Below are 20,056 nucleotides of genomic sequence, written 5' to 3'. Positions count from 1 at the left end.
GAAAAAGGCACTCTAGAAGAGGGGAATCAGTCGGACGAGCGCTGTTCCCGAACCGTTATCGCGCCGGCCGGTCGCCCTCTGTCTCGGTGACGTCCGCCGACGGCGGCCATGGCGTGCCGTCCTCCCACAGCCGTTCCGCCTCGTCGGCGAAATGCCGGTACCAAGGCGCGTCCTTCGGTTCCACTGTGAACACCGGCGAGGCTTCACCGGACGGACGGTATTCGTAGTGCTGGACGCAGATCAGTCCGCGTTTGCTGGAGACGTCGAGACAGTTGAAGCCCGCGGACGAGATCCGCGACGACACCCGGATCTCCAGCCTGCCGCTCGTCCTGCTCTTCAAGGACGTCAGTTCGTCCAGGGTCGCGAGGATCCGCTGCCGCAGCCGCCCCTGCCCGAGGCTTTGGGAAATCCGGCGATCGGCGATGGCGACGAGCTCTTCGTCGGACGGATCGAGCACCAGGACCCGGATCCGTCCGCCCGCTTCGAGGATCGACCGGATGTCACTGCGCATGCCCTGCACGGTCCTGGTCATGGAATGGCCGATGAGCAGGATGTCGAAGGCCGTCGCACGCCGGGAGATGAGATCCGCGGGGAATTCCGGTTCGAAGAACGCCGCCGGGCCGCCGCGGTTGGCGTCGCGGACCTGTTCGGTCAGCCGCCGCGAGCGGATCTGGGAGAAGGCGAGCAGGGCGAGCAACGCCGTCACCACGGACGAAAGCGTTTTGACGTCCGAGATCCCGGTCGCGCCGAGAACGGTGAACACCAGTGCGACGGTGCCCAGTACGTACAGATCCAGATTGTCGTCGGTGATCACGCGCGCCAGCGATCGCCGGATCCGTCCATGCTCGTCCGCCACCGAACCCCCTCGTCGTCGTTCCCTGATGACGATATCGGCCGGTGGCCCGCCATGTCCGGGATTCCTGACATCGATGGCATCCCGCGAACCACCCGATACGAAGCCATTTGGCCCACTTGTTTGTCTGGTCCAGTCCAGTTATGTCTACTAACGTAGAGGGATGGAGCTGGAACTGCGCCACCTGCGCATCATGTGCGCGATCGCCGAACTCGGGAGTATCACCAAGGCGGCGAACACGCTCGGAATGGCGCAGCCTGCACTGACAGCACAACTGAAGCGCATCGAACGGACCCTCGGCGGGAAGCTCTTCCTGCGCGATCACACGGGGACCAGGCCGACCGCGCTCGGTCTGCTCGTCCTCGAGCGGGCCAAGATGGTGCTCCCCGCCGTGTCGTCCCTGCACGACGAGGCGGCGCGCCTCGCCCAGCACGCCGGGACCGGTGAGCCGGTGACGCTGAGGCTCGGCTCGGCGACGGGGCCGATGCTGGGGGCGCTCCTGCAGCGCCTCGGCACCACTCATCCCGACATCCACGTCGCCACGCATACGTCGTGGTCGTCCAACAAACTCGCGGACATGACCGCCGAGGGCGCGCTGGACTTCGCCTTCGTCGGCGTCTGCGGTGACGCCGCGCCGCCGCCGGAGCCCGGTCTCCGCTGGCGGACGCTCGCGCATCATCCGGTGTTCGTGCTGATGTCGGCGCGGGACGAGCGCGCGCAGCAGAGCGAGGTGGAACTCGGTGAGCTCGCGGACGAGCGGTGGTGTGCGACGCCGGGCGACGGATGCTTCGGCGACTGTTTCGCTTCCGCGTGCGCGCGATCGGGGTTCACACCGCGTTCGCTGTACGAGACCGATGTGCTGACCTGTATCGAGATGGTCGAATCGGGACACGCGGTGGTGTTGTGTCAGCCGCTGTTCCACGAGATCCCGGGGATCGTCGCGGTCCCGATCGCGGGGAACCCGCTGAGCTGGCGGAATCTCGTCGGCTGGTCGGATCGAGGGGAGATGGGCCCCTTCGCCGCGGAGATGATCGCCCTGTCCCGCGCGGTGTACGGCGAGCTGATCGACCGGCGGCCGACCTACTCGAAGTACCTGGAGTTGAACCCGGGTTATGGCGTCGACTACACGGACGCAGGGGTGCGCTGACCTGCGCGGAAGTCGTTGAAAGGTCCAGTCCACTGACGTGGATATGACCTAAATGGTATGTACCTTTTGCGGCAGGTGCCTCGTACGGTCTGGGACGAGATCTTCTTCCGGAACGTCGGTGAGGAAACGCCTGAAATGAACCGAAAGATCGTAGCGGCCGCCGCGGCGGCCCTTACCGGCGCGGGCCTGGTCACGGCCGTCGCGCTGACACCGAGCGCCAGCGCCGGCCAGACCGCCCCCGCGGCCGACCAGGTCCAGTCGGAGATCGTCGCCGCCCTGTCGCGCGACCTGAAGATCAGCCCGGACCAGGCGAGGACCCGTCTCGCCGTCGAGCAGAAGGCGGCCCGCGCCGACAGCGACCTCAAGACCCGGCTCGGCTCGTCCTACGCCGGATCGTGGCTGGACGCGACCGGGACCACGCTGACCGTCGCGGTCACCGACGCGGCGCTGGAGGGCACCGTGCGTGCCGCGGGCGCGACCCCGAAGACCGTCGCGCGGAGTGCCGCTCAGCTCGACGCGGCGAAGCTGTCGTTGGACGCCAAGGGAACCAGCGCGCCGAAGACCGTGCCCGGCTGGTACGTCGACGCCGTCACCAACTCGATCGTCGTCCTGGCCACCACGGGCACCGAAGCCGCCGCGAAGTCGTGGGCGACCGCGTCCGGCGTGCGTGCCGACGCGGTGCGGGTCGAGACCAGCACCGAGAGCCCTGTTCCGCTGATCGACGTCATCGGCGGCAACGCCTACACCTTCGGTTCGGGCCGCTGCTCGATCGGTTTCTCGGTCGAGGGCGGCTTCGTGACCGCCGGGCACTGCGGCACCACCGGCACGCGGACCTCGAACCCGAGCGGGAGCGTCGCGGGTTCCAGCTTCCCCGGCAACGACTACGGATGGGTCCGCGTGGACGCGGGCAACACCCCGCGTCCGCTGGTGAACCGCTACCCGGGCACCGTGCCGGTGGCGGGCTCGCAGGAGGCCGCGGTCGGCGCGTCGGTCTGCCGTTCCGGTTCAACGACGGGCTGGCACTGCGGCACCATCCAGCAGAAGAACGCCTCGGTGAACTACCCGCAGGGCACCGTTTCCGGCCTCACCCGGACCAACGCCTGCGCCGAACCGGGCGACTCCGGCGGCTCGTGGCTCGCGGGTGACCAGGCGCAGGGTGTCACCTCCGGCGGTTCCGGCAACTGCAGCTCGGGTGGCACGTTCTACTTCCAGCCGATCTCGGAGATCCTGAGCGTCTACAACCTGCGCCTGGTGACCTCGGGATCGAACCCGCCGTCCAGCACGACGCCGACCACCACGACGTCGAACAACCCGCCCGGCGGAACCTGGGCGGCGGGCACCACCTACGCCGTCGGCGCGACGGTGACTTACGGCGGTGCGTCGTACCGGGCCCTCCAGGGCCACACCGCACAGGCAGGTTGGGAGCCGCCGAACGTCCCAGCGCTTTGGGCGCGCGCCTGACCGCCTAGCCGTCCGGGCCACACGCAGGGGTGCGCCCGGACCCGACCGCCCCCGACGTCGTCCGTGCGTCGGGGGCGGTCCCTTTTCGTGAGTGGCGATTCGGGTTCTGGCGAGCCTTCTCTTAGGTATCTACTGCGTGCCCTGTGGCGATTCTTGCGTGGTGCCTGGTTTGGAGTACATGAAGGACCCCTTCCTGTACCTGGGCGCAGGGATGGGGTCCTTCATGTACTCGGGGAAGGCGTGAAGGTCGCTTCATGCAGGGCTGAGCTCAGCCCTGCATGTAGTGAGGGGCTCCTTTCCTACCCTCAGAGTAGGGAAGGAGGCCTTCACGGACCTGGCCTGGGGATCGACCGCAGCCGGAACCCATGTAGGTACTAAGACACCCTGGGCTCTAACCCGAATCGCCACTCACGACCCCTCGCGCCAGACCAGGGCCAGGGCCGAAGGCTCCCTTCGCCGCATCAGACGCGGCGAAGGGAGCCTTCTCGGAAAGTGTCCCGTATGGACAGTCGAGGAGGTGTCGGGTCTCTGTGGTGGGTTCGTTCGCGCCGCAGACACCGGGCGTGCTCGCAACTGTCCACTTCACGGAACGGCGATCCGGCGCCGCCCCACTCGCGACCGGCTCAGTGCAGGACTTTCAGGCCAACCACACAGGCCACGATCCCCACGATCAGCAGAATTCGGGCCACCGAAACGGTTTCCGCGCCCGACCACATGCCGTAGGCGACGGTGAGCGAAGCTCCGATCCCGACCCAGACCGCGTAGGCGGTGCCGACGGGGAGATCCTTCATCGCGTAGGCGAGCCCCACCATGCTCGCCACCAGCGTGACGCCGAAGATCACCGACGGTACCGGCCGGGACAACCCTTCGGATTTGCCGAGGGCGGTGGCCCATACGGCTTCCAGTACACCCGAAACGATCAGGACAAGCCACGACATGACGCGCTCCAAGAGCGCCGTCTTGTCGCTGGCCGGGTACGGCACCCACTCGTCCGGGGACCTCGATCACGAGGTTCCACGTCCAGGATGGCACACCGTCGGCGAGGGCGCCCGCGGGTTTGACGAGGGTCACCACCACGGCCGGTCAGCCGGTCAGCAGGGTCCGGGTCGTCTTGGCCACCAGGTCGACGGTGCGCGGGGGCGGCGCCTCGCCCCGGTCGAGGTGTCGCCGTACCGCGGCGTACGGGAGGTCCACGAGGGCCAGCATCAGTTCGTCCGTGCTCCGGCCGGTCAGCGGCCGCAGCCGTCGCACGACCTTCGTGATCGCCGTTTCGAGGCGGCGGTCGGCGTCTCCGACGCGGGCGCGGTCCTCGGTGCTCCAGTCGTCGACGCCGAGCGCGCCGCGGCCCCCGTAGAGCAGTTTTCCCTCGGCGGGATGGGCGCGGCACCAGCGGACGACCTCTGCCGCGGCTTCGACGGCCGCTTCGGTGACCGGTTCCTGTTCGAGCGCTTCGAGATAGCCCTGCTGGAAGCGGGTCACCGTGCGAAGCCAGACGGCGGCGAGCAGCGCCGGACGCCCGGGAAAGCGATGGTAGATCGACCCGCTCGGCGCGCCGACCTCGCGGGCGACGGCAGACATGGTCACCCCGGCGATCCCTTCGGCGGCGAAGATCCGTACGGCGGCGTCGAGGAAGTCGTCGGCGGTGTGCCGCGGTGGCCGTCCCATTTTCAGAGACTATCCTCTACTATGGTTTTAGGGGAAGGTCTCTAGAACTGGGAGGCGCGATGCGCGTGTGGAACAGGCATCACCGGATCGTCGACGTGCCGCGGGAGCGCGTCGGCGCGCTGATCGACACTCTTTCCGCCGACGGCGACAAGCTCTGGCCCGTCGACGCATGGCCGCCGTTGCGGTTCGACCGGCCACTCGGGGTGGGAGCCGACGGCGGGCACGGGCCGGTGCGGTACCACGTGGAGTCCTACGAACAAGGGAGATCCGTGCGGTTCAGGTTCACCGCGCCCCGCGGCTTCGACGGGTTCCACGAATTCACCTTGCGTGCGACGGAAAAAGGCGAGACCGAACTCGCGCACCTCATGGTGTTGCGGCTGCGGCATCCGGCGTGGTTCACCTATCCGCTGCTGTGGCGGCCGATGCACGACGCGCTGCTGGAAGACTGCCTCGACCGTGCCGAGCGTGAACTCACCGGCACGGTCAAGACGCCCGCGCGATGGAGCTTCTACGTCCGGCTCTTGCGGAACCTGATCTCCGGCAAGAGGCCCTTCCGGTTGAGCACGAACAAAGTGCCGCCGATGAGCACGACGGCGATCAAGTAACCCAGTGCCAGCGACACGGCGCCACCGTTCGCGGGCGGGAGCAGCACGCCGAACACCGCGCTGACACCCGCGAGGATCCAGCGTCCGCGGTCGGTCGTGAGGCTGACGGCCAGCAGCGCGACCGTCCACAGGAGATACCACGGCTGCACGACCGGGCCGAGCACCAGCATCGCGGCGAAAGTCAGGCCCGCGCCGTAGAGCGGGTGCAGCTTTTCCCGGTACGTGAGCCACAAGAGCCTGGCGCCGACGGCGAGACCGAGGATCGCGCCCACGAGCGAGAACACCTTGATCGCGCCGTCGGTGAGGTCCGCCCCGAAGATCTTGCCCACCCCGCCGACGAGGAAGCCGAGTTCGTTGGTGGGCGCCATCCAGCTGTGGACCTGGCCGGAAACCCCGGAAAGCACCCGGACCCAGCCGAAACCGAGCCCGCTGCCGAGTGAGATCGCCACCGTGACGGCGGCGAATCCGGCGGGCAGCCCGAGCGCCACCGCCGCCCGGCCCGCGGGTGTCGCCCGGCGGAACAGGTCGATGCCGACGAACAGCAGACCCGCGACGGCCACGATCTTGATGTTCGCGGCGGCGCTCACCGCGATCACGCCGGCCGCGATCAGCGCCGACCGGGCCGCGCCGGTCTTCGCCGCGCCCATGAGGACGAGTTCCAGCCCGGCGACCATCAGCCCGACCATGAGCCCGTCGTTGTGCACGCCCGTCACGACGTGCCACAGGACCAGCGGGTTGAGCAGGGCGAGCCACAGCGCGATCGACGGCGAAACCCCGGCGCGCCGGGCGAGCCGGGGGAGCGCCCAGGCCATCAGCACGATGCCGATCAGCCCCAGTAGCCGGTGCAGCAGCACTGTCGGCACGAAGGCGTCCCCGGCGACGTGGGCGATCGCGCGGGCCAGCGCGACGAACGCGGGACCGTACGGCGCGGGCGTGTCCCGCCAGTAGTGGCTGACCGCGAGTGTCACCGGCGAATCGGCGCCGAGCGCCTCGGCCGGTCCCACGAGATAGGTGTCGAACCCCTTGGCCGCGATCAGGCCCTGCGCCAGGTAGCTGTTGATGTCGCCGCTGAACAGCGGGCGCGCGACCAGCAGCGGCGCGCACCAGGAGACCGCGATCCAGTACAGCCGCCGCTCGGGCAACCCGGCGGCGAGCCGTCCGATGCCGAGCCAGGACAGCACCAGGGTGGCCATCCCGGCGACACCCAGCGCGACTACCAGCACCGAGGGCAGGCCGATCCCGGACGTGACCAGCACCAGTACGGCGATTCCGAGGAAACCCGCCCAGTGCAACGCCGAGATGTTCAGCCCGGTCTTCTCCGGCGCGGGCAAGACGTTCTGCATGCGGCCAAGCTACTCCAAGTGCGGAATCCGGTTCCGCCGAACGTACGGGAAACCGGTTGCGACGCTTCGCGACCGCGTCCGCCGGGTACCCCACGCGCTGGAGAGGCGGTGGTGGGCGTGAAGAAACGCTGGATGCGTCTCGGGGTGTTCGGCCTGGTCGGGCTCCTGATCGTCGCCGCGGCACTGCAGATCACCGGGGTGCTGCCGAAGCTCGACCCGTTCGGAACGTCCACTGTGGACCGCTCGCAGCCCGCGGTGCTCCAGGCAGTCCGTGACCTGAGCCAGTATCACGCGGCGGTCGGCGACTATCAGGTCGTCGTCGACATCGAGAAGGACGTCAAGTGGGTGCCCGCGAGCATCGCCGGGGAGCGCACCCTGTTCGTCGCGGCGGGCTCTGTCGACGCGTACGTCGATTTCGGGCCTCTGGTGGAGAATTCGCTGACCGTGTCCGAAGACCGGCGATCGGTCGCGGTGCGGCTGCCCGAGCCGAAACTGGCGAAACCCAATCTGGACCACGAACGCAGCTACGTCTTCGGCCAGGAGCGCGGCCTGATCGACCGGCTCGGCGGACTCGTTTCCGTGCAGGACCAGCGGCCGTTCCACCTCGCGGCGGAGAAACGCATCGGTGAGGCCGCGCAACACTCCGGCCTGCTCGAACGCGCCAAGGCCAACACGAAGGCGATGCTCACGCAGCTGCTGCGGGGGCTGGGCTTCCAAGTCACCTTCCCGGCTGAACCGGCCACCTGACCTCGGGTTCCGCGTCCGTGCTGAGCTGGCCGCGCCGGTCTTGACCAGGGGCCCTCGTACTGGTGGGCTGACGAAATCGACCGGGAGGCACGATGGAGACGAAGCCGAAGGACAGCCTGACCTACAGCGAACCGATCGCGACCGGCGAGGTCACGATCGACGTCGCCCCCGAGAAGGTGTACCGGCTCGTCAGCGACCCCGTCGCGATGGCCGAATGCGCCGAGGAACTGCACAAGGCACGCTGGATCCACGGCGCGACCGAGGCGCGGGTCGGGAACTGGTTCGCCGGCAGCAACCGTAATGGACTACGGCGCTGGGTGACCCACGCCGAGATCACCGAGGCCGAGCCGGGGCGCCGGTTCGCCTACCGGGTGCGCACGCCGTTCTTCGTGCCGATTTCCCGCTGGGAGTACGACATCGTCGCCGTCGGCGAAGGCAGCCGCATCACCGTGACGAACTGGCTGCGGGTGCCGCCGTGGTTCGTCCCGTTCGCCATCCTCATCACCGGTGAGCCCGACCGCGCCGGGACGAACCGGGCCAACATCGCCACCACCTTGCAGCGGGTCAAGGCCCGGCTCGAGGGCCGGGAGTGGCGCCACTAGCGGGACTGCGAGTTACGTTTCTGAACACGCGAGTTACGTCTTCACGCACGCGAGTCACGCCTTCGCTCCGCCCGCCATTCCCCGGCCCTCCAGTTTGCGCATCACCGGGCCGGACAGCAGGCCGTGCACGAGGACCGACACCGCGATCGTGAGCGCCGTGACCCGCCAGAGCGAGTCGGCCATCGGGAAATCGCCGTGCCCGAGCGCGTAGGACAGGTAGTAGAGGCTGCCGATCCCGCGGATGCCGAAGAACGCGATCGCCGTCGCCGCCGGACGTGTGGTGGAGCCACCGAGCAAGGCCAGCCCGCCGAACAGCGGGCGCACGATCATCACCGCCGCGACGGCCACCAGGACTTCGACGAGTTTCACCTCGGAAAGGAGTCCGTCGCCCAGCGCCACCCCGAGCCCGAGCAACGCCAGCGCGACGAAGAGCCGTTCCAGCTGATCGCCGAATTCGTGCAGCACCCCGTGGTACTCGTGCGACCGTTCGCTGGCGCGGATGGTCGCGGCGGCGGTGAACACCGCGACGAAGCCGATGCCGCCCAGCCATTCGCACAGCGCGAACGGAAGGAACGCGATGGCCAGCACCACCAGCCCGTCGGAGTATTCGCCGAGGCGCAGCCGCTCGTGTTGGACCCGGAACATCAGCCAGGACATCAGCCGGCCACAAACCAGCCCGACCAGTACGGCGACCGCGAGCGGCACGAGGACCTCGGTCAGCAACCACGGCACGGGTGACGTGCTCGCCGTTCCGGCCAGTACGAGGGCCAGCAACACGAACGGCATCGCCAGCCCGTCGTTGAGCCCGGCCTCCGAGGTCAGCGTGAACCTGATCTCGTTGTCCGAACCCCGGCCGTCCTCGGTATGCGGCGCGGGCACCTGGACATCGCTCGCCAGCACGGGATCGGTCGGTGACAGCACGGCCCCCAGCAGCAGCGCGGCGGCGGGGGACAGGGCGAGCGCCCACCAGCCGAGCAGGGCGACCGCGCAGACCGACAGCGGCAGCGTGATCGCCAGCAGCCGCCACGTCGAATTCCAGGACCGCCAGCCGATCAACCGGTCGGATTTCAGTCCCGCGCCGACGAGCGACACGAGCACGCCGAGTTCGGTGATCACCTCGACGGCGCCCACATGCGACCTCGGATCCAGTACTCCCTGGCCATAGGGGTACCCGAAGGGGAGCAGTCCGAAAAGCAGCCCGCCCACCAGCAGGACCAGCGGCATCGACAGTGGGCGTTCGTGCAGCAGGTTCGGCAGCACCGCGGCGCACAGCGCCAGAACGCCTGCCCCGGCGAGGAGTATCTCCATTCGCGCGGAGTACCCGGCTTGATCCTCCCGCAACCGGGGACGGCTCAGCCTACTTCGAGTCCTTTGTGGATTGTCAGGCCGACGCCGGCGGCCAGCCGGTACGGCCGGGTGTCCACAATGGCGCCGAGCAGCCGTCGCAACCGGGAGACCTCGGCGCGGACGGTGACGAGGTGTTCGGCGTCGCCGTAGAGCGCCCGGCTGAGCGCCTCGGCCGACAGCCCGGACGGGCCTGCCGTGTGCAGGTGCACGAGGATCTCCGCGTGCCGCGGCGTCACGGTGCGGACCCAGCCGACGTCACCCGAGGCCATCCGCAGCATCGGCGCGTGGCCGAGTTCGAGGTCCAGCCGGACCCGGCGCGCGGTGTCGGCCGGGCGCACGAGCCAGCCTTCCGACAGCCGTTCCGGCAGGCAGGCGCCCAGGCCGGGAACGGCGAGGATCCGCCCTTCCGCGGGCGCGGCGATCCGCGCGCCGGAGGAGACCCCGGCGGAGTGGGCCACCCAGCCGTCGTCGTCCACCAGCAGTACCGGGCCGCCCACGCCGGTAACCACCGGTTCGGCGGTCCGGCGCAACCGGTCGAGCCCCTGCTGATGGTGGCGCCAGAGTTGGGATTCGACCAGCCGCCGCCCGGTCTCCACCAGGGCGCCGATCGCCGGGTGCAGGGTCAGCGCGGGACCGCTGACGTCGATCACGCCGAGCAGTTCGCCGGTGCGCGGATCGTGCACCGGCGAGGCGGTGCAGTACCAAGGATGCTGGCCCTGTTCGAAGTGTTCACCCGCGAGCAGTTCCACTGGCGCGGCCTCGGCGAGCGCGGTGCCGATGGCGTTGGTGCCGACCCTGGCCTCGGTCCAGTCGGCGCCTTCGGTGAAGCCCAGCGTGTCGGCCCGGCGCCGCACCGCGGGCGAGCCGACACGCCAGAGGATGATGCCCTCGGCGTCGGTCACCACCAGCAGCATGTTCGCGGTGTCGGCCGTCGCGCCGACCACCTGCCCGAGGTCCTCGATCACCCACCGCAGCGGGGAGGCGCGGCGACGGCGGGCGACCTCGTCGAGCGGCACCGAATCCCGGGTGTTCACCCCGTCGGCGGCGAGCCCCAGGCTCAGCATCCGTGACCACGACCGCGAAACCAGCGGCCGCGGCCGGACCCGAGGACGGCCACCGCCGATCACGGCTTCGTGCATGCGGATCAGGTCCCGGGCGTGCATCGGCAGGTCGACGCCGGGCGGGACCGAACTGTGCACGCCCACAGGCCACCTCCGCACCATCGCGTCGACTGACCAGCATAGGTCCGCCGGTCGAGGCGCGCCAAGGAGCCGGGCTGCAACACGCTGCAACCCTTGCCGCCGTAGCCGCCCGCGGCGTGTGATCGGGGTAACAGCCGAACGCCGACGTTCAGGAGTGGCCATGACACAGACGGTGGACCGGATCGAGGCGACGGGCTCGCCGCAGGCTCGGGTCGATGCCTGGCTGAGCCGGTTCGAATCGGCCCTCGCCGCCCGCGACGCCGAAGCCGCCGCTGCGCTCTTCGCCGTCGACAGTTACTGGCGCGACCTGGTCGCCTTCACCTGGACGATCAAGACGGTCGAAGGTCGCGACGAGGTGGCCGGCCTGCTCGGCGCCTGTCTCGACCGGATCGAGCCGTCCGGGTTCCGCACCACCGAGACGCCGACCGAAGCCGACGGTGTCACCGAAGCGTGGCTGGAGTTCGAAACCGCGACCGGGCGCGCGAAAGGCCACTTGAGGCTGAAAGACGAAGGCGCCTGGACGCTGTTGACGAGCCTGCGGGAGCTCAAGGGTTTCGAGGAACGTCGCAACGATCAGCGGCCGAAGGGTGTCGAGCACGGCGTCGTGCGCGGCCGGAAGTCCTGGGCCGAGAAACGCGAAGAGGAGCGGACTCGGCTCGGCTACGAGCAGCAGCCGTACGTCGTCGTGATCGGCGGCGGGCAGGGCGGGATCGCGCTCGGCGCCAGGCTGCGGCAGCTCGACGTGCCGACGCTCGTCCTGGAACGCAACGAGCGGCCCGGCGATTCGTGGCGCAAGCGGTACAAGAACCTCTGCCTGCACGACCCGGTCTGGTACGACCACCTGCCCTACCTGCCGTTCCCGGACAACTGGCCGGTGTTCGCGCCCAAGGACAAGATCGCCGACTGGCTCGAGATGTACACGCGGCTCATGGAGGTGCCGTACTGGACCAGCACCGAGGTGACGTCGGCCTCCTGGGACGAGGAACAGAAGCAGTGGCTGGTGACCGTCGTCCGTGAGGGCGAGGAACTGGTGCTCACGCCGCGGCACGTCGTGTTCGCGACCGGGATGTCCGGGAAACCGAACATCCCGTCGTTCCCCGGAATGGACGTCTTCGAAGGCGACCAGCACCACTCGTCCCAGCACCCGGGCCCGGACTTCTACGCCGGCAAGAAGGCGGTTGTGGTCGGCTCCAACAACTCCGCGCACGACATCTGCGCGGCACTGTGGGAACACGGCGCCGACGTCACCATGGTGCAGCGGTCCTCGACGCATGTGGTGAAGTCGGATTCGCTGATGGAGCTGGGACTCGGCGACCTGTACTCGGAACGCGCGATGCGGTCGGGGATCACCACCGACAAGGCGGACATGATCTTCGCGTCGATCCCGTACCGGATCATGCCGCAGTTCCAGATCCCGGTGTACGACGCGATCCGTGAGCGGGACAAGGACTTCTACGCGCGGCTGGAGGCGGCCGGATTCCAGCACGACTGGGGCGACGACGGATCCGGACTTTTCCTGAAGTACCTGCGCCGCGGCTCCGGCTACTACATCGACGTCGGCGCGTCGGAACTGGTCGCCGACGGGAAGATCAAGCTGGCCCACGGCCAGGTCGACCGGCTGACCCGTGACGCGGTGATGCTGTCCGACGGCACGGAACTGAAAGCGGACCTCGTCGTCTACGCCACCGGCTACGGCTCGATGAACGGCTGGGTCGCCGACCTGGTCGGCCAGGAGACCGCGGACCTCGTCGGCAAATGCTGGGGTCTTGGTTCCGCGACGACGAAGGACCCCGGTCCGTGGGAGGGCGAGCAGCGCAACATGTGGAAGCCCACCCAGAAGGAAGGCCTGTGGTTCCACGGCGGGAACCTGCACCAGTCGCGGCACTACTCGCTCTATCTCGCACTGCAACTGAAAGCGCGCTACGAGGGCATCCCGACGCCGGTGTTCGGCCTGCAGGAGGTGCACCACAAGGCGTGAGGAACACCGAGGCTTCAGTGCCGGGACCCTGGCGGTCCCGGCGCCGGAGGGCACCGCCTCCGGACCCCGGGCGGTCGACGACGTCGGGCACCGTTCCCCAGACCCCGGGCGGTTCCCGGCGTCGTATCCGTGGTCAGCCGGCCGCCTTCGCGTAACGGCGGGCCAGGACGGCGAAAGCCTCCCGCAGTTCGGGAGGCCCGACGACTTCGACGTCGGCGTCGAACCGGCCGATACTCGCCGCGAGCCCGGCCCACGACCACGATCCCAGCGTCAGGCGGCACCGATCCGGTCCGAGTTCTTCCACCACGCCGTCGCGGACGTAGTGGGAGACGGTGGCCGCGGGAAGGTCGAGGATGACTTCGCCGCGGCACGGCCACTCGCCGGATTCCGAAGAGCCCCGGAACCGGCTCGCGACGAAGGTGGCGACGTCGGGGACAGGCAGCTCACGCGGCGTGAACCGCGGGCCGGTCGGGGTGCGCGGGGAGATCCGGTCGGCGCGGAAGGTGCGCCAGTCCGCGCGATCGAGGTCCCACGCGACGAGATACCAGCGGCCGTGCCAGGTGACGAGATGATGCGGTTCCACCCGGCGCGGCGCGTCCGCGTAGCCGAACCGGAGGATCTCGCGGGCGTGCACCGCCGCGCCGAGCGCGAGCAGGACTTGGCCGTCCACGCGGGGTTCCGCCCGGCTCGCGGGTGATTCGACGGCGGTGACCCGCAGCGTGTCGATCCGGCGCCGCAACCGCGAGGGCATCACCTGCCGGACGGTGTGCAGCGCGCGCATCGCCGCCTCCTCGATCCCCGCGCCGCTGGTGGTGGCGATCTGCAGCGCGACGGCCAGCGCGACCGCCTGGTCGTCGTCGAACAGCAGCGGCGGCAGTTCGGACCCGGCGTCGAGCCGGTACCCGCCGTCGGGACCCTTGATCGTCGCGATGGGGTAGCCGAGCTCGCGGAGTCTGTCGACGTCGCGCCGCACGGTGCGCGGGCTGATGTCCAGCCGCTCGGCCAGCAACGCTCCTGGCCAGTCGCGGCGGGCCTGCAGCAACGAGAGCATCGACAGCAGACGCGCGGAGGTCTTCGGCATGTTTTCCATGATGCCTCCAGTAGAGGCCACAACCTGTCCTCTACCCCTGCGAGAGTCGTCGCGTGCCAGAGAACGACAACCCGGAGGGCCCGATGACCACCACCATCCTCGACGCCGAACGCGCCGACCTGCTCGAAGCCCTCGACACGATCCGCGCCGTGCTGACCGCCACCGTCCAGGGCCTCACGGACGAGCAACTCGACGCGCATCCGACGGTCAGCGAACTGAGCCTCGGCGGCCTGATCAAGCACGTCGCCTCGATCGAGGCGATGTGGCTGCGCTTCGTGGTCGACGGCCCGTCCGCGATCAGTTACGACCTGCCGGAAGGCGTCACCTGGGCCGACATCGGCGCCGGGACCGCCCGTGAGTTCCCGCAGTGGGCGATCGACCACCAGAACAACTTCAGGATGCTGCCCGGCGACACCTTGACGGGAATCCTCGCGCGCTACGAGCAGGTGGCCGCGCGGACGACGGAGATCGTCTCGACGATCCCCGACCTGTCCGCCACGCATCCCCTGCCGGAGGCGCCCTGGAACCCGCCGGGCGCGGTGCGGAGCGTGCGCCGGGTGCTGACGCACGTCATCGCCGAGACCGCGCAGCACGCCGGCCACGCCGACATCCTGCGCGAGAGCATCGACGGCCAGAAGTCGACCTGACCCCGCGCGGCTTCTCCGATCACGTGTGTCCAGGCAACGAACACACGTGATCGGAGCCGTAACACACGTGCTTGAAGGCGGAACACACGTGATTGGAGCCGTAACACGCCAGGCCGGGGTCCGGCCGTGTGTTACGGCTCCAAACACGCGAGTTCCGGGCGGCGGACCTGCCCGAGGTCGTCCGATCATCCGAACTTAAGCTCGCTCACAGCTTCCTGCCGTAGGGTCCCCGCCCGTCGGCGGCCGGTGATCTTGGTGGTGGTTGTGTGCGGGAGACGGAGCGGCGGTTCCGCCCGGAAATCCAGGGGTTGCGGGCGCTCGCGTGTGTGCTGGTGGTCGTCTACCACGTGTGGCTCGGCCGGATCTCCGGCGGCGTCGACGCGTTCTTCCTGATCTCCGGTTTCCTTGTCACCGGCCAGCTTTATCGCGCCGCGGCGCGCGGGAAGATCGAGTACCGGCCGATGTGGGGCCGGATGATCAAGCGGCTGTTCCCGGCCGCGCTCACCGTATTGCTGCTGGTCGTCGCGGCGAGTGTGGTGCTGCTGCCGCAGAACCGCTGGTTCCAGACGATCAAGGAGGTCGTCGCCTCCGCCCTGTACGTGGAGAACTGGCGGCTGGCGGCGGATTCCACGGACTACTTCGCGCAGCACAACTCGGCCAGTGTCGTCCAGCATTTCTGGTCGCTGTCGATCCAGGGGCAGTTCTACGTGGTCTGGCCGTTGCTGGTCGGGCTGGTGCTGCTGGTCGTCCGGCGGACTCGCGGCGACGTCCGGCCGATGCTGCTCGGCGTTCTCGGCGCGGTTTTCGCGGCTTCGCTGGCGTATTCGGTGTGGCTGACCGCGGTCGATCAGCCGCTGGCGTACTTCGATTCGCTGACGCGGGTTTGGGAGTTCGCGCTCGGTGGTCTGCTCGCGCTGGCCGTCGACAAGGTTTCGGTGCCGAGGCCGGCGCGGGTCGTGTTCGGCTGGGCCGGGGTCGCCGGGCTCGTCTCCTGCGGGCTGGTGCTCCAGGTCGGGACGGTCTTCCCCGGCTATCTCGCGCTCTGGCCCACACTTTCGGCCGCGCTGGTGATCCTCGCCGGGCACACCGCGTCCAAGGGCGGAGCCGACCGATTCCTCAGCAGCCGCCCGCTGAAGTACCTGGGAGACCTCAGTTACGCGCTCTACCTCTGGCACTGGCCGATCCTGGTGTTCTACCTCGTCGTCCGCGACCGGGAAGAGGTCGGCCTGCGCGGCGGTGCGGTGATCATCACGTTGTCGTTCGCTCTCGCCATCTTGACCCACCACCTGGTCGAGAAGCCGGTCCGCGTGTCCGCGATCGGGGCCGGGAACCGTTGGGGCGCCTACCGGTTCGGCGTCCTGGCGATGGCCGTGGTCCTCGCCGCGTCGGGCGCCTGGCAGTGGGCCGGTGTCCGGCAGGCGGAGAACTACGCGATCGCGGTCGACGATCCCGACCATCCCGGCGCACTCGCGCATACCGAAGGATTCACCTACTGGGGTGCCACCGACGCCGCGCTCGTCCCGTCGTTCGTCGCGGTGTCCGAAGACTGGGCGGGGATCGATCCCGCACGCTGCGGCTCGTCACCGCGCAACGCCGACCTCGAGGTCTGCACGTCGCAGACGTCGGGGCATCCCCACCGCCGGATCGTGGTCACCGGTGATTCGCACGCCGGGCAGTTCCTCGGCGCCTTGCTCCCGGTCGCCGAGAAGAAGAACTGGGAAGTCACGTCGATCCTCCGCGGCGGCTGCCCCTTCTCCACCGACTCGGACACGGTGCCGGGCGACCAGTCCTGCATCGACTGGAACACCGCCGTGGTGGACGAGATCGTCACGGCCCGCCCCGACGCCGTGCTGACGATCGGCACACGGGACGTCAAGCCGGGTGTCGAGGAACGGGTCCCCGGCGGCTACATCGCGCAGTGGCGCAAGGTCGACGAGGCGGGTATCCCGGTGCTGGCGGTGCGAGACAACCCGCGCTTCGGCCAGTCGCCGTCGGCGTGTGCCGAGAGCCGCGGCGCGGAGGCACCGGAGTGCGCCACGCCGCGCTATGACCTCTACGCGGCGGAGCCGCCGTACGAGACGTTGCCGGATCTGCCGCCGAACGTGCGGTTCCTCGATTTCAGCGACTATTTCTGCACGGCCGAGGTCTGCCCGCCGGTGATCGGCAACGTGCTCGTCTACCTCGACGACAACCACGTCAGCGGTACCTACATGTCGACGATGTCGACCGTCGCGGAGAAGGCGATCACCGAGGCACTCGGCTGGGCCGACGATCACGCCGAGGAAGCCTCGCCAGGAGGGTGATCCAGACAACATATCGCCGCTGAATTGCATTTCGCTGCATCGATTCGACGGTCTGCCAATACTCTGTGCAACAGATCGCCCTTATCGACGCATCGGAACGGCGGATATCGTCGCCGGTATGAAGGTCGCCGTCCATCAGGGCTCGTACGCCGAGCTGCCGTCCGTCGTCGCGGCGTCGGGTGCCGACCTCGTGATCGCCGCCGAGATGATCACCACCGGCTACCACATCGGCGCCCGCTCCCATGCACTCGCCGAACCGGCCGACGGTCCGACAGCGGCCCGGATGTCCGCGCTGGCCAAGGAAACCGGCGTCGCGCTGGCCTACGGATACCCCGAGTCGGACGGCGACCACGTCCACAACAGCGTCCAGCTGATCGGCCCCGGCGGACAGCGGCTGGCGAACTACCGCAAGACCCATCTGTTCGGCGACATCGACCGCGACCGGTTCGAGCCGGGCACCGAGGCGGTCGTGCAGGCCGAGCTCGACGGTCTCCGGATCGGCCTGCTGATCTGCTACGACGTCGAGTTCCCCGAACTGGTGCGGGCGCACGCGCTGGCGGGGACCGAGCTGCTCGTGGTGCCGACCGCGCTGATGAGTCCGTACGAACTGGTCGCCGACACGCTGGTGCCCACCCGCGCCTACGAAAGCCAGCTGTTCGTCGCCTACGCGAACCGCTGCGACACCGAACAGGAACTGACCTACTGCGGCCGATCCTGCGTCGTCGCCCCGACCGGTGAGGTGCTCGCCCGCGCGGGCGACGGCCCGGAGCTGATCAGCGCCGATGTCACCCGTGACGCGCTCGTCGCGTCGCGCCTGGAGAACACCCACCTGGCCGATCGACGGCCCGATCTGTACCGAGGACTTTCCGCATGACCTCCGCTCTCCCGACCGCGATTCACCACGACGAATCCACGGGTCGCCCGATCACCATGTTCGGCCCCGATTTCCCGTTCGCCTACGACGACTTCCTCGCCCACCCCGCCGGGCTCGGCTCGCTCCCCGCCGAGCGCCACGGCACCGAGGTGGCGGTGATCGGCGGCGGCCTCTCGGGCATCGTCACCGCGTACGAGCTGATGAAACTCGGCCTGCGCCCGGTCGTGTACGAGATCGCCGAGATCGGCGGCCGCCTCCGCACGGTGAACTTCCCCGGCTGCCCGGACGACGTCGTCGCGGAGATGGGCGCGATGCGGTTCCCGCCGGCGTCCACCGCGCTCTTCCACTACATCGACAAGGTCGGCCTGGAGACGACGCCGTTCCCGAACCCGCTCGCGCCGGGAACGCCGAGCACCGTCGTCGACCTCAAGGGGGAGAGCCACTACGCGCGGACGGCGGACGAACTGCCCGCCGTCTTCGGCAAGGTCGCCGCCGCCTGGGACAGCACGCTGTCCGAGCAGGCCGCGTTCACCGAGATGCAGAAGGCGATCCGCGAGCGCGACGCGAAGACGATCAAGCGGCTGTGGAACGAACTCGTGCCGCGGCTGGACGACCAGACCTTCTACGGCTTCCTCTGTGCTTCACCCGCGTTCGCCTCGTTCCGCGACCGCGAGATCTTCGGGCAGGTCGGCTTCGGCACGGGCGGCTGGGACACCGACTTCCCGAACTCGATCCTGGAGATCCTGCGGGTGGTCTACACCGGCGCCGACGACGAGCACCGCAGTATCGTCGGCGGGAGCAGGCAGCTTCCGTTGCGGCTGTGGGAACACGCGCCCGAGGACCTCGCGTTCTGGCCCGCGGGAACGAGTTTGAGCTCACTGCACGGCGGAAGCCCGAACCCCGGCGTCGCCCGGCTTCACCGCACGGCGCCGAACAACATCACCGTGACCGACACCGAAGGCCGCATCCGCACCTACCCGGCGGCGGTGTTCACCGCGCAGAGCTGGATGCTGCTGTCGAAGATCGCCTGCGACGAGGTGCTGTTCCCGATCGACCACTGGACGGCGATCGAGCGCACGCACTACATGGAGTCCTCGAAGGTCTTCGTCCCGGTGGACCGGCCCTTCTGGCTGGACAAGGATCCGGCGACCGGCCGCGACACGATGAGCATGACGCTGACCGACCGCATGCCGCGCGGCACGTACCTGCTCGGTGACGACCCGGACGCGCCCGCGGTGATCTGCCTGTCCTACACGTGGGCCGACGATTCGCTGAAGTGGCTGCCGCTTTCGGTCTCCGAGCGGGTCGAGGTGATGTTGCAGTCGCTGAAGGAGATCTACCCGGGCGTCGACGTCCGGCGGCACATCATCGGCGACCCGGTGACCGTGTCCTGGGAGGCCGAACCGCATTTCATGGGCGCGTTCAAGGCCAACCTGCCCGGCCACTACCGCTACCAGCACCGGCTGTTCACCCACTTCAAACAGGACAGGCTCGAAGAACGCCACCGCGGTCTCTTCCTGGCGGGCGACGACGTCTCGTGGACGGCGGGCTGGGCCGAAGGTGCCGTCCAGACGGCGCTCAACGCGGTGTGGGGCGTGCTGAACCACTTCGGCGGCGAGACGGATCCGGCGAACCCGGGTCCGGGCGACGTCTACGACGAGATCGCGCCCATCGAGCTGACGGACTGAGCGCGGCGCCTCACCAGCCACGCCGTGCCGAGCGCCAGGGCCACGCCGAGTACCGCGCCGACGGTGTTCATCAGCCAGTCGTTGGTGTCGCAGGCGCGGCCGATGGCGGGGACGAACGCCTGAAGCGCCTCGATCACCGCGGACAGCGCCGAGCCCGCCGCGAGCATCGTCAGCGGCCGCTTCGCCGCCAGCGTGGCGAAGTACACCGCTGGCAGGAACAGGGCGACGTTGGCCAGGAGTTCGACCGCGCCGAGCGTGGGCAGCGAGAACTGGACGGTGCACAGGATCCCGTCGATCGTGTGCGCGGTGGGCACCAGCGTCAGCGCGAAGACCGGCACCAGGGACGCGCCGGTGAGGGCCAACAGGACCCGCCGCTTGCCCGCGAACAGGTGGCCGAGGACGGCGCAGACGAGCGCGACCAGTGCGATCGCCACCGGCACGAGCGCGGAGTGGTCGAGCAGGAAGTTCGTGATCATGGCGAGCCGATCGTACGAGCAGGCTCGC

General features: G+C 69.1%; 18 protein-coding genes and 1 riboswitch. Of the genes, 10 read left to right on the top strand and 8 right to left on the bottom strand.

The annotated features are described in order from the left end of the window. Positions 1–55: 55 nt before the first annotated feature. Positions 56–856 carry a hypothetical protein gene (locus tag ACLJO0_RS30405; protein ID WP_410582150.1) on the bottom strand — a complete coding sequence of 267 codons (801 nt, stop codon included), beginning with the start codon at positions 854–856 and terminating at the stop codon, positions 56–58. A 160-nt stretch (positions 857–1,016) separates the two neighbouring features. Here ACLJO0_RS30405 and ACLJO0_RS30400 point away from each other — a divergent pair, with 160 nt between their 5' ends. Together ACLJO0_RS30400 and ACLJO0_RS30395 are read left to right on the top strand one after the other, a co-directional pair. Then, positions 1,017–2,000, top strand: a complete 984-nt coding sequence (locus ACLJO0_RS30400; RefSeq protein WP_125787002.1) for a LysR family transcriptional regulator — start codon at positions 1,017–1,019, stop codon at positions 1,998–2,000. Positions 2,001–2,135: 135 nt separating this feature from the next. Then, positions 2,136–3,461, top strand: coding sequence for an alpha-lytic protease prodomain-containing protein (locus ACLJO0_RS30395; RefSeq protein ID WP_125797018.1), 1,326 nt, complete (start codon positions 2,136–2,138; stop codon positions 3,459–3,461). Positions 3,462–4,084: 623 nt separating this feature from the next. Here the strand turns inward: ACLJO0_RS30395 and ACLJO0_RS30390 are convergent. Both ACLJO0_RS30390 and ACLJO0_RS30385 read right to left on the bottom strand, forming a co-directional pair. Further along, a complete protein-coding gene (locus ACLJO0_RS30390; RefSeq protein ID WP_063277207.1) occupies positions 4,085–4,399 on the bottom strand; it encodes a DMT family transporter in 315 nt (104 codons plus the stop codon). 11 nt (positions 4,400–4,410) lie between these two features. Beyond that, positions 4,411–4,479: riboswitch (guanidine-III (ykkC-III) riboswitch) on the bottom strand. A 65-nt stretch (positions 4,480–4,544) separates the two neighbouring features. After that, the gene (locus ACLJO0_RS30385) at positions 4,545–5,126 is read right to left on the bottom strand and encodes a TetR/AcrR family transcriptional regulator (protein WP_410582147.1); all 582 of its coding nucleotides are present in this window, start codon (positions 5,124–5,126) and stop codon (positions 4,545–4,547) included. Positions 5,127–5,185: 59 nt separating this feature from the next. On the opposite strand from ACLJO0_RS30385, the gene ACLJO0_RS30380 reads away from it, so the two are divergent. After that, positions 5,186–5,731 carry an SRPBCC family protein gene (locus ACLJO0_RS30380; RefSeq protein WP_410582145.1) on the top strand — a complete coding sequence of 182 codons (546 nt, stop codon included), beginning with the start codon at positions 5,186–5,188 and terminating at the stop codon, positions 5,729–5,731. On the opposite strand, the gene mptB is transcribed toward ACLJO0_RS30380, so the two are convergent. Next, positions 5,635–7,074, bottom strand: a complete 1,440-nt coding sequence (gene mptB / locus ACLJO0_RS30375) for a polyprenol phosphomannose-dependent alpha 1,6 mannosyltransferase MptB (RefSeq protein WP_410582143.1) — start codon at positions 7,072–7,074, stop codon at positions 5,635–5,637. The two genes, ACLJO0_RS30380 and mptB, sit on opposite strands and share 97 nt — an antisense overlap. Positions 7,075–7,185: 111 nt before the next feature. Here mptB and ACLJO0_RS30370 point away from each other — a divergent pair, with 111 nt between their 5' ends. Next, positions 7,186–7,821 carry a DUF4230 domain-containing protein gene (locus tag ACLJO0_RS30370; RefSeq protein ID WP_410582243.1) on the top strand — a complete coding sequence of 212 codons (636 nt, stop codon included), beginning with the start codon at positions 7,186–7,188 and terminating at the stop codon, positions 7,819–7,821. Between the two features lie 92 nt (positions 7,822–7,913). Further along, positions 7,914–8,423, top strand: a complete 510-nt coding sequence (locus ACLJO0_RS30365) for an SRPBCC family protein (RefSeq protein ID WP_410582141.1) — start codon at positions 7,914–7,916, stop codon at positions 8,421–8,423. Positions 8,424–8,477: 54 nt separating this feature from the next. Here ACLJO0_RS30365 and ACLJO0_RS30360 read toward each other — a convergent pair whose 3' ends face one another. After that, a complete protein-coding gene (locus ACLJO0_RS30360) occupies positions 8,478–9,731 on the bottom strand; it encodes a cation:proton antiporter (RefSeq protein ID WP_410582140.1) in 1,254 nt (417 codons plus the stop codon). A gap of 44 nt (positions 9,732–9,775) precedes the next feature. Beyond that, the gene (locus ACLJO0_RS30355) at positions 9,776–10,975 is read right to left on the bottom strand and encodes a transcriptional regulator (protein ID WP_410582139.1); all 1,200 of its coding nucleotides are present in this window, start codon (positions 10,973–10,975) and stop codon (positions 9,776–9,778) included. 157 nt (positions 10,976–11,132) lie between these two features. On the opposite strand from ACLJO0_RS30355, the gene ACLJO0_RS30350 reads away from it, so the two are divergent. Continuing rightward, entirely contained in the window at positions 11,133–12,950 is a 1,818-nt protein-coding gene (locus tag ACLJO0_RS30350; RefSeq protein ID WP_410582137.1) for a flavin-containing monooxygenase, read from the top strand. A 133-nt stretch (positions 12,951–13,083) separates the two neighbouring features. On the opposite strand, the gene ACLJO0_RS30345 is transcribed toward ACLJO0_RS30350, so the two are convergent. After that, a complete protein-coding gene (locus ACLJO0_RS30345; protein ID WP_410582135.1) occupies positions 13,084–14,031 on the bottom strand; it encodes a helix-turn-helix transcriptional regulator in 948 nt (315 codons plus the stop codon). 92 nt (positions 14,032–14,123) lie between these two features. Here ACLJO0_RS30345 and ACLJO0_RS30340 point away from each other — a divergent pair, with 92 nt between their 5' ends. The 4 genes from ACLJO0_RS30340 (at position 14,124) to ACLJO0_RS30325 (ending at position 19,552) form a co-directional block, all read left to right on the top strand. Continuing rightward, entirely contained in the window at positions 14,124–14,687 is a 564-nt protein-coding gene (locus ACLJO0_RS30340) for a DinB family protein (protein ID WP_410582242.1), read from the top strand. Between the two features lie 266 nt (positions 14,688–14,953). Next, positions 14,954–16,990, top strand: a complete 2,037-nt coding sequence (locus ACLJO0_RS30335) for an acyltransferase family protein (protein ID WP_410582134.1) — start codon at positions 14,954–14,956, stop codon at positions 16,988–16,990. 118 nt (positions 16,991–17,108) lie between these two features. Beyond that, positions 17,109–17,864: a carbon-nitrogen hydrolase family protein gene (locus tag ACLJO0_RS30330; RefSeq protein WP_410582133.1), complete on the top strand. Its 756-nt coding sequence runs from the start codon at positions 17,109–17,111 to the stop codon at positions 17,862–17,864. Continuing rightward, entirely contained in the window at positions 17,861–19,552 is a 1,692-nt protein-coding gene (locus tag ACLJO0_RS30325) for a flavin monoamine oxidase family protein (RefSeq protein ID WP_410582131.1), read from the top strand. Before ACLJO0_RS30330 ends, ACLJO0_RS30325 begins: the two co-directional genes overlap by 4 nt. On the opposite strand, the gene ACLJO0_RS30320 is transcribed toward ACLJO0_RS30325, so the two are convergent. After that, positions 19,516–20,028 (bottom strand): VanZ family protein, encoded by a 513-nt coding sequence (locus ACLJO0_RS30320; protein WP_410582130.1) that lies wholly within the window; start codon positions 20,026–20,028, stop codon positions 19,516–19,518. The two genes, ACLJO0_RS30325 and ACLJO0_RS30320, sit on opposite strands and share 37 nt — an antisense overlap. Positions 20,029–20,056 lie beyond the last annotated feature (28 nt).

This window comes from Amycolatopsis sp. lyj-108 (genome assembly GCF_046549005.1).
Lineage (GTDB): Bacteria > Actinomycetota > Actinomycetes > Mycobacteriales > Pseudonocardiaceae > Amycolatopsis.
The sequence above is the reverse complement of the archived record's forward strand: the minus strand, read 5'-3'. Positions and strand labels throughout refer to the sequence as shown.

Bases quoted from the DNA above. Each gene is read 5' to 3' on its own strand.
- ACLJO0_RS30340 (WP_410582242.1), top strand. From the start codon at position 14,124: ATGACCACCACCATCCTCGACGCCGAACGCGCCGACCTGCTCGAAGCC.
- ACLJO0_RS30325 (WP_410582131.1), top strand. From the start codon at position 17,861: ATGACCTCCGCTCTCCCGACCGCGATTCACCACGACGAATCCACGGGT.
- ACLJO0_RS30400 (WP_125787002.1), top strand. From the start codon at position 1,017: ATGGAGCTGGAACTGCGCCACCTGCGCATCATGTGCGCGATCGCCGAA.
- ACLJO0_RS30360 (WP_410582140.1), bottom strand. From the start codon at position 9,731: ATGGAGATACTCCTCGCCGGGGCAGGCGTTCTGGCGCTGTGCGCCGCG.
- ACLJO0_RS30345 (WP_410582135.1), bottom strand. From the start codon at position 14,031: ATGCCGAAGACCTCCGCGCGTCTGCTGTCGATGCTCTCGTTGCTGCAG.
- ACLJO0_RS30385 (WP_410582147.1), bottom strand. From the start codon at position 5,126: ATGGGACGGCCACCGCGGCACACCGCCGACGACTTCCTCGACGCCGCC.
- ACLJO0_RS30395 (WP_125797018.1), top strand. From the start codon at position 2,136: ATGAACCGAAAGATCGTAGCGGCCGCCGCGGCGGCCCTTACCGGCGCG.
- ACLJO0_RS30365 (WP_410582141.1), top strand. From the start codon at position 7,914: ATGGAGACGAAGCCGAAGGACAGCCTGACCTACAGCGAACCGATCGCG.
- ACLJO0_RS30330 (WP_410582133.1), top strand. From the start codon at position 17,109: ATGAAGGTCGCCGTCCATCAGGGCTCGTACGCCGAGCTGCCGTCCGTC.
- mptB (WP_410582143.1), bottom strand. From the start codon at position 7,074: ATGCAGAACGTCTTGCCCGCGCCGGAGAAGACCGGGCTGAACATCTCG.
- ACLJO0_RS30350 (WP_410582137.1), top strand. From the start codon at position 11,133: ATGACACAGACGGTGGACCGGATCGAGGCGACGGGCTCGCCGCAGGCT.
- ACLJO0_RS30380 (WP_410582145.1), top strand. From the start codon at position 5,186: ATGCGCGTGTGGAACAGGCATCACCGGATCGTCGACGTGCCGCGGGAG.
- ACLJO0_RS30320 (WP_410582130.1), bottom strand. From the start codon at position 20,028: ATGATCACGAACTTCCTGCTCGACCACTCCGCGCTCGTGCCGGTGGCG.
- ACLJO0_RS30390 (WP_063277207.1), bottom strand. From the start codon at position 4,399: ATGTCGTGGCTTGTCCTGATCGTTTCGGGTGTACTGGAAGCCGTATGG.